The sequence below is a fragment of the Novosphingobium rhizosphaerae genome (assembly GCF_050920675.1).
GTDB classification, from domain to species: domain Bacteria; phylum Pseudomonadota; class Alphaproteobacteria; order Sphingomonadales; family Sphingomonadaceae; genus Novosphingobium; species Novosphingobium rhizosphaerae.
Window position 1 is genome coordinate 199,362 of the sequence record NZ_CP137862.1, and the last position, 12,482, is coordinate 211,843.

Annotated in this window: 8 protein-coding genes; 5 read left to right on the plus strand and 3 right to left on the minus strand. The window is 67.5% G+C overall.

Annotated elements, in window-relative coordinates:
- Window position 1: 1 nt before the first annotated feature.
- Window positions 2-1,759: a peptidase M61 gene (locus R9J51_RS20950; protein ID WP_179562617.1), complete on the minus strand. Its 1,758-nt coding sequence runs from the start codon at window positions 1,757-1,759 to the stop codon at window positions 2-4.
- Window positions 1,760-1,783: 24 nt separating this feature from the next.
- A complete protein-coding gene (locus R9J51_RS20955; protein ID WP_432788067.1) occupies window positions 1,784-2,980 on the minus strand; it encodes a pyridoxal phosphate-dependent aminotransferase in 1,197 nt (398 codons plus the stop codon).
- 193 nt (window positions 2,981-3,173) lie between these two features.
- Here R9J51_RS20955 and R9J51_RS20960 point away from each other — a divergent pair, with 193 nt between their 5' ends.
- The 4 genes from R9J51_RS20960 to R9J51_RS20975 all read left to right on the plus strand — a co-directional run bounded on the left by R9J51_RS20960 (window position 3,174) and on the right by R9J51_RS20975 (window position 9,214).
- A complete protein-coding gene (locus tag R9J51_RS20960; protein WP_432788068.1) occupies window positions 3,174-5,531 on the plus strand; it encodes a TonB-dependent receptor in 2,358 nt (785 codons plus the stop codon).
- A 259-nt stretch (window positions 5,532-5,790) separates the two neighbouring features.
- Window positions 5,791-7,512: an FAD/NAD(P)-binding protein gene (locus R9J51_RS20965; protein ID WP_179562615.1), complete on the plus strand. Its 1,722-nt coding sequence runs from the start codon at window positions 5,791-5,793 to the stop codon at window positions 7,510-7,512.
- A gap of 74 nt (window positions 7,513-7,586) precedes the next feature.
- Window positions 7,587-8,186: an RNA polymerase sigma factor gene (locus R9J51_RS20970; RefSeq protein WP_246866270.1), complete on the plus strand. Its 600-nt coding sequence runs from the start codon at window positions 7,587-7,589 to the stop codon at window positions 8,184-8,186.
- Window positions 8,183-9,214, plus strand: coding sequence for a FecR domain-containing protein (locus R9J51_RS20975; protein WP_179562613.1), 1,032 nt, complete (start codon window positions 8,183-8,185; stop codon window positions 9,212-9,214). The genes R9J51_RS20970 and R9J51_RS20975 overlap by 4 nt, the downstream gene beginning before the upstream one ends.
- 41 nt (window positions 9,215-9,255) lie before the next feature.
- Here the strand turns inward: R9J51_RS20975 and R9J51_RS20980 are convergent, their stop codons facing one another.
- The gene (locus R9J51_RS20980; RefSeq protein WP_218847453.1) at window positions 9,256-9,420 is read right to left on the minus strand and encodes a hypothetical protein; all 165 of its coding nucleotides are present in this window, start codon (window positions 9,418-9,420) and stop codon (window positions 9,256-9,258) included.
- On the opposite strand from R9J51_RS20980, the gene R9J51_RS20985 reads away from it, so the two are divergent.
- Complete coding sequence (locus R9J51_RS20985) at window positions 9,419-12,301, plus strand: TonB-dependent receptor (protein WP_179562611.1); 2,883 nt, start codon at window positions 9,419-9,421, stop codon at window positions 12,299-12,301. The genes R9J51_RS20980 and R9J51_RS20985 overlap by 2 nt on opposite strands.
- Window positions 12,302-12,482: the final 181 nt, after the last annotated feature.

A 12,482-nucleotide genomic window follows, 5' to 3' on the forward strand; every position in this document is an offset into this window, starting at 1 on the left:
CTCAAAGAGCGCAAGCCGTGCCGGGCGAAACCGGCACGCGCTGCCACTGCCAGGCATCGACGGTTTCGCCGCGTGGCAGGTAAGTGACGGTAAAGACATGGCCATCGCGGCGCAGGCGCAGCGTCAGTTGCTGCGTCTGCTCGCCCTGGATGCCATCCTGCGGCACGGGATCGACGATCTCGTCGCCATCGCGCACACCCGCCAGCGCGGCGGCAGAGCCGGGCACCAGGCCGCGCACGACGCGCTTGGGCTCGGCCAGCACATCGGTGGCAAAGCCCAGGTCATAGCGGCGCAGGCGGGCACTGGTGCGGGCAAAGCACGGGCCAAAGGCGTCGGACGCCGGCAGTGGCACCGCGCCATCCAGGAACGCGTGGAAATCGGCCACGGTCTGCGGCCCCAGGTGCCGGGCCAGCTGGTCTTCCCAATCTGCGTTGGTGAGGGCCGCGCCGGCCTTTTGCCGGGCCAGCAGCGCGAGGACGAGCGTGTCGAGGCTTTCAAGCCCGCCGCTCTTCTTGCGCAGCGCGTGGTCGACCGTGGCGAAATAGAGCATGCCGCGATCATAGGGCAGGGTGCGGATGCGGGTGTCGGCCCAGAACCGCGCCGGCACTTGCGCGTTGGGCACGCTGGCCATGGCGCTGGTGTAATAGCGCGCGGCCGTCCAGTTCAGATCGTGCAGGAACGCATCGGCATCGATCATGCCAAAGCGGAATGGCAGGCGCGCCTGGTAGAACGTGGCCAGCCCTTCGCCGAACCACGAGGATTCGAGGCCCTCGGGCCGGGTGATATAGGGCTGGAACGTGTGGAACATTTCGTGCGCCAGCGTGATGCGGATGCTGGCCAGGTCCGCGCCGCGCCCCGTGCCGAACGTGGTGACGAAAGCATGGTGGAGGCCCACCCCGCCGCCCGCGTTGATCGGGTTGTAGCGCAGGAACACGCCATAGGGCGCGGGCCGGGTCTGCCCGAACATCTGCCGGTAATGGCCATGGAGCGCGCCGGTCCACGCCAGCAGCGCGCCAGCATCGAAGGCCGGGCGGCCCTGCCAGGCGCCGAAGAAGCCTTGTTGTGTGGGCCTTGCGGGCCAGGTGCCGATCGGGCCCGCCATGAAGAAGCTTTGCCGCAGGGCGCTGGCGTCAAGCGGTTCTGCCGCCGTGACGGTGCCGGCGCCCAGCGAGCTGACGCCGCGGCTGCCCTGGGGCGCGCGCGACAGATCAAAGCCGAACGTGGCGCGCCAGTGCGTGGTGCCGGGGGGCAGCAGCAGGAAAACCTGCCCGGCGGCCGAAACCGCGCCGCCATCGGCGCTGAAGGCAAAGGGCGGGGCGGGGCCGCGCGGCGGCAGGCTGGCCTGGGCGGGCACGCGGTAGGAGACGACGAGCGTGCCCCGGATCGCGCGCGGCGCCAGCCATTGCCGCCCTGGTCCGCCGCTGACGCTATCGCCGTCGGCGCTGTCGGCCAGCACGGCGTCGCGCGGGCGCAAGAGCAGCGGCCCGGCCGCATCGCGCGCGTGCAGCGGGCCCAGCAGGCTCGCCACGGTATCCACGTTGCTGGCCAGCAACGGCAATTGCAGCACCGGCGTGCCGGCCTTGGCGGCCAGGCCGGACAGGCGCAGCGTTACCTCCACCGTGCCCACGCGAGCCGGGTCGGCCGCATCGGCGCGCGGGGCAAAGGTAACCGTGAGCGCGGGTGGCGCGGCTTGGGCAGGTGCGGGCAGCAGCGCGGCTGCGGCCACCAGGGCAGGCAGGAAGCGGGGCAAGTGCGGCATTGGCAGAAATCCCCCGTTTCGCGTTCAGATTGCCGTGCGGCCGCTTGCCGCCTGGCGCAGTGCCGCTTCCAGCGCGGCAAGGCCGGCGTCAAGCTCGGCATCGGGCAGGCAGAAGCCGATGCGGATGTGCCCGGCCTGGCCAAAGAATTCGCCTGGCGCCACGATCACCCCGCTTTGCGCGATCAGCGCTTCGGAAAAGGCACGGGTATCGGCAATGCCGGGCAGCGCGGGAAAGCAGATGCAGCCCGCATCGGGCAATTCGCCCGCCATCAGCCCGGCATCCACCATGCGCGCAAACCACGCGGCAAAGCGGGGCCGTGCGCGCGCCACGTGGCCGCGCCAATGATCGGCAAAGGCATCGGCGCGCATCATCACTTCGGCCGCCACGGCGTGCGACAGGGTCGAAACACCGAATTCGGCGCGCGCGGCATAGTCGCGCAAGGTGGCCATCACGCCGGGTGCGCCCACGATCCAGCCACAGCGCAACACGCCCAGGCCGAAAATCTTGGTCAGGCTCGACAGGCTGATCACCGCCGGTGAGAGCGCGCAGGCCGGGCCGGGGCGGTTGGCCTTGTCGGCATAGTCGCCATAGACTTCGTCCACCACCAGCAGCACGCCGCGCGCCTGGGCAAGCTGCGCCAGCTCGGCCAGGGTTTCGCGCGCGATGCCCATGCCCGAAGGGTTGTGCAGGTCAGACACCACGATCAGCCGCGTCTCGGGGCGTAGCGCGGCGTCCACCTGGGCCACGTCGATGCCGAAATGCGGGGCAGGGCGGGTAAAGGTATCGACCGCCACGCCCTGAACCTGCGCCGCCCCGGCAAACAGGTCGAAGCCCGGCACTTCCACCAGCACGCGGTCACCGGGCTGCAATAGGGCGCGATAGAGCAGCGCGAGGCCGCCCGTGGCGCCGGTGGTGCACAGCACCTGGTCGATATCCACGCCATGGCTTTGCGCCAGCATGGCGCGCACGAACGGATTGCCATCGCCAAAGGCGCTGACATAGCGCGGCGAAAAATCGGGTTCGACCGTGGCTAGGACTGCCTGGCGCAGCAAGGCACGCGGTTCGGGCACCGAGCTTTCGAACAGGCTTACGATCGGGCGCGGCGCCTTGCGTGCCAGCGCCACCGCGGCGGCCACCCATTGGGCATAAGCCATCGGCGCGGGGGCGATGGGCGGGGCGGCCAGATCGGGCGTGGCGGCAGGCAGGACAGTGCAGGTCATTGCGCCGATCCTATCGGGCAGGCGTTGCGCTTGTTATGCGATCTGTGCCCGCCGCGCGGGCGCCAGCGCATAATCCTTGTTGCCGGGGCGGCAAAGGCGGTCAATGCACCCCAGGGCAAAGGCCATGCTTTGCCAAGTCGGTAATAGCGTGTAGGCGCGCCCCCCTGGCAGTTGAAAGAAAGAGTGACAAACGATGATCGGCACCCTGATCGGCCCCATTGCCGGTAATGGGCGCAAGCGCGCCTGGATGGGCGCGGCCACCGCGCTGGCCCTTGCCACGACGGGCACGGCCCGCGCGGCCGATAGTGCCAACGCCGATGCCGATGGCCAGGATGGCCCGCGCCAGATCCGCGTGATCGGCCATCCCGATCCCGAAGGTCTGCTGCCTGATCAACAAGTGCCCAAGGCGGTCAGCACGATCGGCGCGGCTTTCATCGAAAAGCAGGCGGCCACGTTCAACGCGTTCCAGCTGGTCAACATCCTGCCCGGCGCCAACGTGGCGGGCACCGATCCATTCGGCCTGTCCACCTCGTCCAGCCTCAGCCTGCGCGGGCTGGGCCAGGATGCCATCGGCGTGACCATGGAAGGCGCGCCGCAAAACGACATCGGCTATTACTATGCCTATCCGGCGCAGTTTGCCGATGCGGAAAACGTGGCGCGCGTGGAATTGAGCCAGGGTTCGGCCGATATTGCCGCGCCGGTGGTCAACGCCGTGGGCGGCCTGCTGGCCTTGAGCCTGGATGCGCCGCACCGCGATTTCGGCGTGCTGGCCGATGCTTCGGTGGGATCGTTCAACGAACGGCGCGGCTTCGTGCGGGTGGACACCGGCACCATTGGCAACACCGGGCTGCGCGCGTTCGTGTCCTATTCCAACAACCAGGCCGATAACTGGCGGGGGCCGGGCGTGGACAAGCGCCAGCACATCGATGCCAAGATCGCCGGGGAATGGGGCAACGGCAATACCGCCAGCCTCTCCGTCTCGTACAACGATGCCAGCAATTCCACCTATCTCAGCCCGACGCTGGCCGATTGGCAGGCGCAAGGGCGCGGCTACAACCTGTCTGCCAGCTATGGCAGTGGAGACCTCAATTACTGGCGGCTCTATCGCCAGCCGTTCCGCAATCTCTATTTCGCCGCGCCGCTGCACCTGGCGCTGGGCACGGGGTTGACGCTCGACACCACCAGCTATCTCCAGTTCGGCTATGGCAACTCGCCCTATGGCGCCTCGATCGGCCCGGATGGCTATTACCCCGGTACCTATCTTGGCACGCAGGCGCTTGATGCACCGCTCAAGCTGGCGGGCACCGAAAACGGCGGCACGGTCAATGTGCTGGGCAACTGGCTGGGCGAGCAGATGCGCGCCGGCCAGATTGCCAGGCTGACGCTCAAGCGCGGCGCCCACACGCTGACGGCCGGGCTGTGGATCGATTATGGCAGTGACCGGGTGGTGGAAAGCTTCACCCCCTTGAACGCCAATGGCGATCCGGTGGATGGCTGGGGCCATGACGAACCCGCCGTGCACACCGCCGACGGGCGGCTCTATTCGCTTGCGGATACCAAGACGATCACCGTGGCCAAGGCATTCTTCCTGGCCGACAGCATCGCGCTGTCGCCAAAGGTCACGCTCGATCTGGGCTTCAAGGGCGTGGACCTGCTCCACGCCGGGCGCAACAATCTGCCCGGCAACCAGGGGCGGATTCATTTCGACAGCTTCGCCGCCCTGCCGCGCGCGGCGATCCATGTGCAGGTGAGCGATCGGCAGCAGATCTTTGCCAACGTGACGACCAATTTCCGCGCGCCCGATGAATACACGCTCTACGATACCTATGACGGCTATGGCGGCATCGCCTCTTACGGCACCACGGCGCTGAAGAACGAATATTCGCTGGCGCAGGAGCTGGGCTGGCGCTGGCAGGGGCGCAATCTTTCGGCTTCGGCCACCGGGTTCCACTATGCGTTCCGCAACCGCCTGGTGGCGACGATGGCCAACGTGAACGGTGCGCTGGTCAACACCACGCTGAATGGCGGGCGGCAGGAATCCTGGGGCGTGGACGCGGAAGTGGACTGGCGCCCGCTGGCCGGGATGAGCCTCTATGCCTCGGGCGAATGGCTGCGCGCGCGGATCAAGGACAACCTGCCGGCCGATGGCGACTACCTGCCCACGGCGGGCAAAGTGGCGGTATCGGGCCCCAACTGGCAATTCGCGCTGGGCGGCACGTATGACGACACCCGCCTGTTCGGCAGCTTTGCGCTGAAATACCTGGGCCCGCAGTTCGCCACGTTCATGAATGACGAGCGCATTGCCGGCTATGCCACGCTGGACCTGTCGGTGGGCGTGCACCTGGCCGGCTGGCTGGATGGCAAGCGCACCGATCTGCGGCTCAATGCCATCAATGTCACCGATCCTCATGTGCTTTCGGGCGTGCAGGCGGTGACGCCCGCCGCGCGCGATACCGTGGGCACGGGCGGCACGCTGATCGCTGGCCAGGCGCCGACGTATTACATCGGCAGCGGGCGTGCCTTCATGGTCACTCTGGCGCGGCAGTTCTAGGCGCGGGCAACCCTGCAGACGGCGCCGCGACGGCGCGCGGTAATCGTTGCAACATGGGATAAGTCACGGAACGGCATGGTGTGCGCATCGTTATCGGCGCACCATGCCATCCCCCCTGCAGGCGCCCGCGCCACAATCACGCCCTGAACCTTTCCCCGAACCCGCGCCAGAGCCCGTCCTATCGCCTGACCGGCTTTTGCGGCCGGCTCGATCGCCTGCGCTTTCGCCCGTTCTCGCGCCGGCGCTTTCGATCGCCATCGTGGGCGCGGGGCCCACGGCGGTCTATGCCCTCGATGCGCTCCAGCGCCAGGGCTTGCCTTACCGCGTCACGCTGCTTGAAGCGGGCGGACAACCGGGACAAGGCATTCCGTTCAATGCGCAGCACAATGGCGCGCACCTTCTGGCCAACATCGCCGGGTTCGAATTGCCGTCTGTGGGCGAAACGCTCAACGCCTGGGCCATGCGGCAAACGCCGCAGCGCCAGGCCACATTGGGCCTGGCCGGCATGGCGCATGATGAACGCGCGTTCTTTCCGCGCATGGCGCTGGGCGCCTATTATGCGGATCAGCTGGCACAGGCGATGGCGCCCGATGCCGGGCCCTGCATCGTGAGCCTGCATTGCCATGCCGAAGTGCACGACATCGTGGCACGTCCCGATGGCGTGCGCGTGCTGTGGACGCAATCCGATGCACCGGGGGCCGAGCGCCATGCTGCCGATTTCGACGCGGTGATCGTTGCCAGCGGCTATGGCAAGCCCGACGTGGGCGAGCGCCTGGCCGGCGCGACCGCGCGCGACAGCAAGGGGCGGCAGGTGGCCGTGCTGGGCAGTTCGCTCAGCGCCATCGATGCTGCGGTGGAACTGGCGGTGCGCCATGGCCAATTCCACGAAGCGGCCGACGGTACGCTGCAATACGCGATGGAGCGGCCCTTTTCCGTCACGTTCCTGTCGCGGCACGGCCTGTTGCCCGAGGCCGATTTCTGGGTGCCCGAACAGGCCCCGCCGCTGCGCCATTGCACGCCCCTGGCGCTGGCCAGCGCGGTGCGTGGCGAGGAAGGCGATCTCGACCGCGCCTTTGCGCTGTTCGCGCGCGAACTGGCGCAGGCCGATCCGGCCTATGCCGCCGCGATGGCGCTCGACACCGCCGATGCCGACAGCTTTGCCGATCGTCACTTCGCGCGCCGCATGGCGGCCGATCCCTTTGCGCATGCGCGGGCCAACCTGGCGCAAGCGCGCGCCAGCCATGCGCAAGCCCGGCCCAGCCCCTGGCGCCATGCGATCCTGCGCATGCACGAAGCATTCGCCACGATCGTGCCTGCCCTGGCGCCGGGGGACCTCGCGCGTTTCGTGCGCGGGCTCAGGCGCGTGTTCGTGGACAACTATGCGGCGGTGCCGCATCTTTCGGTGGAGCGCCTGCTGGCACTGCACGATGCCGGTGTGCTGACCGTCCAGCGCATCGCCAGTGGTCAAAGCGTGACCCGCGCCCCGGACGCGGGTGGCAAAGCCGGCTGCTGGGCGATTGCCGGCGCTGGTTCGACCGGCCACTTCGATGACGTGATCGACGCGCGCGGCCAGGCGCCGCTGGGCCTCGAAGACTTTCCCTTTCCCACGCTGCGCCTGCACTTGTGCGCGCAGGCGCTGGCGCAGGATCGCGATTGGCATGAAGGCCTGGCCCCCGCACAAGGCCACGTGCTTGATCCCGAAGATCCTGCCCTGGCGCGCATCCACGTGCTGTCATTGCCGTTCCTGCTGCACCGCCACCCGTTCATCCAGGGCCTGACCGAAAGCGCCGCCATGGCGCGCGCTTGCGTGGCGGCGCTGGGCCGCCGCGCGCGCGCCGCCAGCCCATCCTCGGGCTCGGCGCGCGAAGACATCCATGCCGCGCTCGATTGGCTCGACCGCACCGAGCCGATCTACCTGGGCCGTGACGTGCTGATGGTGGCGCGCGGCGAGCGCGATGAGCAGGCGCCGCCAACGACCTGATCTGCGGACGGAATTTTTTCGCCAGCGGGGTGACGGAAACGCGCGCGCAGTGCATCGATGCGCTGATGCCTGCAATGTCTTCTTCTCTCATCGGCTGGGTGAGCCGCCACGTGCTGCCGCACGAGCGCGCGCTGCGCACCTGGTTGCGCACCGCCTTTCCGGGGCGCGATGTCGATGACGTGGTCCAGGAATCCTATTGCCGGCTGGCTTCGCTATCCAGCGTCGCGCACATCGACGATCCCCGCCGCTATTTTTTCCGCATTGCGCGCAATATCGTGCTGGAGCAGGTACGCCGTGAGCGGGTGGTGCGGATCGAAGCGGCCAGCGGGCTGGCCGTGCTGGAAGGGGCAGCGCTTGAGCAGCAAGGCCAGGGCGAGGAAAGCAGCCCCGAACGGATTGTCGCCGGGCGCATGGCGCTGGAGCGGGTGGAGGCGTTGATCGACGCGCTGCCCGAGCGCAGCCGCGCGATCGTGCGCATGCGCAAGATCGACGGCCTGCCCCAGCGCGAGATCGCCGCGCGCCTTGGGCTTAGCGAGAACGTGGTGGAAAACGAAGTGGCGCGGGGCCTGCGCCGCGTGCTGGACCAGTTGACGGAAGGCGAGCGCGCGGAAATGCCCACGCGTGCCCGCCGCGCGCCGCCGGTGCGCGCGCCCCGGCAGGGAGAGCGGCCATGACGCCAGGCAATCCGATCGATGGCAATCCTATCGATGCCAATCCCGTCGATGTTCGGGCCTGCCAATGGGCCGCCGCGCTCGATCGCGGGCTCGATGCCCAGGAAGAAGCCGCGCTCGATGCCTGGCTTGGCGAGGACACGCGCCATCGCGGCGCCTTGCTGCGCGCCCAGGCCGGCATGGCGCTGCTCGATCGCTGCCGCGCGCTGGGCAGTGGTGGCGAGGCGGCCGATGACGCCGGCGATGCTGGGCCGGGCGAAGATGGGCCGGGCGAAGATGGGGCCGACGATCTGGCAAAGAGCGCAGGCTGGCGCACCACCCGTCGCCAGGCGCTTGCCCTGGCGGGCGTGGGCGTGGCCGGCGGGTTGATCGGCGCGGGCGCGCTGGCGCTGTGGCCACAAGGGCAGGGCATCCGCACGCGCATCGGCGAGATGCGCCGCGTGCCGCTGGCCGACGGGTCGATGGCGGTGGTCAATAGCGGCAGCGAATTGAACCTGTCGTTCACCCCGCGCCGCCGCGATGTGAACCTGGCGCAGGGCGAGGCGTGGTTTCAGGTGGCCAAGGCGCCCGACCGGCCCTTTACCGTGCGCGCCGGCCGCGTGCGGGTGCAGGCGGTGGGCACCGCATTCAACGTGCGCCGTGCCGGCGTTGGGGTTGACGTGGTGGTGACCGAAGGCACGGTGAAAGTGTGGAGCGAAGGGGGCGAGCCGCTCCTGGTGAAGGCTGGTCAGCGCGCCGTGCTCGACGATGGCGTGGGCCTGGCGGTCAGCGCCATCGCGCCCGATGCGGCACAGCAGGAACTGGCCTGGCGCGAAGGGCAGATCGTGCTGGACGACGTGACGCTGGCCCAGGCTGCGCAACGCTTCAACGCCTATCACGAAGACCGCCTGGAAGTGGACCCGGCGCTGGCCGACAAGCGCGTGGTCGGCTCTTTCCAGACCAACGACATGGATGGTTTTGCCCAGGCCTGTGCGGCCATGGTGGGCGGCCGGGTTGAGCGCGGCAACGGCGTCATCCGTATTTTGCGATAGCGTGCGATGACAAAAAGCGGGAACCGGTTTTTGTCATTAAATCACACGATAACAAAGGTCTGGAGCACAATTCCGCTTTTGTGAAACGGCATTGTGCTCCAGATTTCGCATATTTTTTGAACCGGACTGACGGAAAAGCGTTGGCCGGTCATCTGTGGGTCCGAACGCTGCAAAAGCGCGCCAACCTTCAGGGGAGGATTACCCATGCGATCGATCCATCGCTTCTGCATCTCTTCATCTATTCTGGCCGGTGCGGCCATGGTGGCCAGTGCGCCTGCGCTGGCCGATGAACAGGTGCGCCAGTTCGACGTTCCCGGCCAGGCCGCCAAGGATGGCATCGTGATCTTTGCCCGCCAGGCCGGCATCCAGATCCTGGCGCCCGGCTCTGCCACGCAAGGGCGCCGCACCGCGCCGCTCAAGGGCCGCTTTACGGTGAGCGATGGCCTGCGCCGCCTGGCCGCTTCGGGCCATCTGCGCCTGGTATCGTTCGACGGCCGCACGGCCGTTCTGGCCGACGCGCAATCGCCCGACCGGCCGATCGATCCGCCGCCTGCGCGCCTGCGCGCCGCGCCCCGGCCGCTGGCAACCCCGGTTGCGGCGCAAACGGTTGCCCCGGCGCCTGCCGCATCGCCCAGCCCGGTCGAGGCCCAGGATGCGCCAACCCCCGGCATCGTGGGCACCGAAGCCATCGTGGTGACCGGCAGCACTTCGGGCCGCCGCACGCAGTTCAATTCCTCCAGCAACGTGACGCTGGCCAACGCAGCCGAATTGCAGCGCAAGGCGCCGCGCTCGGTGGCCGAAACGCTCGAACTCGTCCCCGGCATCTTCGTGGAGGCCACCGCCGGCCCGGCTTCCAACAACTATTCGGTGCGCGGCCTGCGCGGCGGTGGGCAGACGTTCATCACGCTGGAGCAGGATGGCCTGCCCATCCTCTATGGCGGTGGCGGCGCCGACTTCTATTTCCAGCAGGACCTGTCGGTCGATCGCATGGAAGCGGTGGAAGGCGGCACCTCGGGCGTGCTGGCCCCCAATGGCGCGGGCGCGACGATCAACTTCATCTCGCGCAAGCTCAATTTCGACAAGCTGGGCGGCGCGGTGCGCGTCAGTGGTACGACCTATTCGGATTTTCGGGCCGATGCCTATCTTTCCGGCCCGGTGTCCGATGGCCTGGCCTATAGCCTGAGCGGCTATTTCTGGAGCCAGCGCGGCCAGCGCAAATCGCCGTTCCGCTACAACAGCTATCAGGTGAAGGGCCAGATCGAGAAGCGGTTCGACGACGATGGCTTTGTGCGCCTGACGCTGCAGCGCCGCGACGAGCGCGATCCCTATTATGCCGACATGCCCTTTGCCGTGGATTCGTCGGGCAAGATCGGCAGCGTGCCGGGCACCGACCTGAAATACGACAACATCCTGGGTGAGGCGTTCCGTTCGATCGCGGTGCCCGATGCCTCGGCCACGGGCAATCGCCTGCGCACCTTCAGCGGCAAGGATGGCATCCACACCACCTCGTGGACCTATCGCATCGACATGGAAAAGCCGCTGGCCGATGGCGTGAAGCTGTTTGCCCGTGCGCGCTATCTTGATGGCAATTACGATTTCAACGGCATCTTCCCGGGCAGCGGCTCGGGCACGGCGGGCCTCGCTTCGGCAGTGGATTACCTGACGCCGGGCACTTCGCCGATCGCCAGCACACTGACGGCGGGCGCGGCGGCCTTTCCCGGCACGGCGCAGTTCGGCATTCGCGATACGCTGACCGGCAAGGTCATCGCCGCGTCGGACACGGCCACGCTCAACGCGCTCAACGGCAATGGCCTGCTGCAGCAGACCGTGCTCAACCACCAGACGCTCTCGACCAAGGATTTCGGCAGCAACTTTGGCGTGACCTGGGACGCGCGCAGCGATGCGATCCAGAACTCGCTGACCGTGGGCGGCATGTATTACGATGTGAAGCACCGCAACGACCAGTCGGCCGTGGCCACGCTGATCAACGACGTGCGCAACAATTCGCACATCTATGACGTGGTGGCGCTGAGCGCGGGTGGCGAAGTGCTGGGCCAGCTCACCAACAATGGCATGCTCAGCTATGGCAACTGGGGCCAGGGGATCTACAACGATCACGTCGAAAGCCTGTCGGGCTATTTCAACGACGAACTGACCATCAATGACAAGCTGCACATCGACTTTGGCGCGCGGTACGAACACCAGCACGTGGCGGTGAACATCGGCAACACCGCCACCGTGAACGAAGCGGTGCCGGCCGGCACGCCGGGCCTGGCGCAGGACGTGGGCAGCACGTTTGACGGCACCTATACCCGCTATGCCGCGAGCTATCACGACTGGGCCTATACCGCCGGGATCAACTACGAACTGACGCCCAACGTCTCGCTCTATCTGCGCGGGGCCAAGGGTTTCCAGACCAACGGCGGTGACACCGGCGGCACGCACGCGCCCACCGATCTCACGCTTTATGAAGGCGGGGTGCGGCTGCGCACTTCGTTCCTCTCGGCCTCGATCGTCGGCTTCCGCACCTTGTTCAAGAACCAGTCGTACCAGTTCATCAATCCGTCGGACCCGGCCAATGCCGTCAACGCTTTGGCCAACAACACCACCAACGGGGTGCAACTTGATGCCGAAGTGCGGCCGACGCGGTACTTCACCATCACGGCCACGGGCGTCTACCAGGTGCCGCGCCTCAACAACCTGCGCTTCGATGGCGCCGCCCAGACGCAGTACGAAGGCAATACGCCGGAGCGCACGCCGAAAAAGCTGCTCACCGTCACGCCCACCTTCACGCTGCCCCATGGGCTTGGCGAGATTTATGGCCGGTGGAAATACGTGGGCAAGATCTTTGCCGACGCAGGCAATGGCGTGGCCCTGCCCAGCTATAGCGTGTTCACCATCGGCACCAATCTCAACCTGAGCGACCAGTTGAACCTGGCGGTGAGCGTGGACAACCTGACCAACGCCAAGGGCTTTACCGAAGGCAACCCGCGCCAGGGCCAGACCCAGACGATCGTCAACGGCTATTTCTATGGCCGCGCGATCGCCGGGCGCAACGCCATGGCGTCGCTCACCTATCGGTTCTGACGTTCCCCCCGCGCCGGGGGCTGCCCTCCCATGGCCCCCGGCGCACCCCCTTCTCTTTCGTGTTGTTGATCTTTTCGTCACCCCGGACTTGATCCGGGGTCCCGCTTCTTGGAGCTTGGCGTAACGCTGCAGGAAAAAGCGGGACCCCGGGTCAAGCCCGGGGCGGCGGATGGAGATTTAG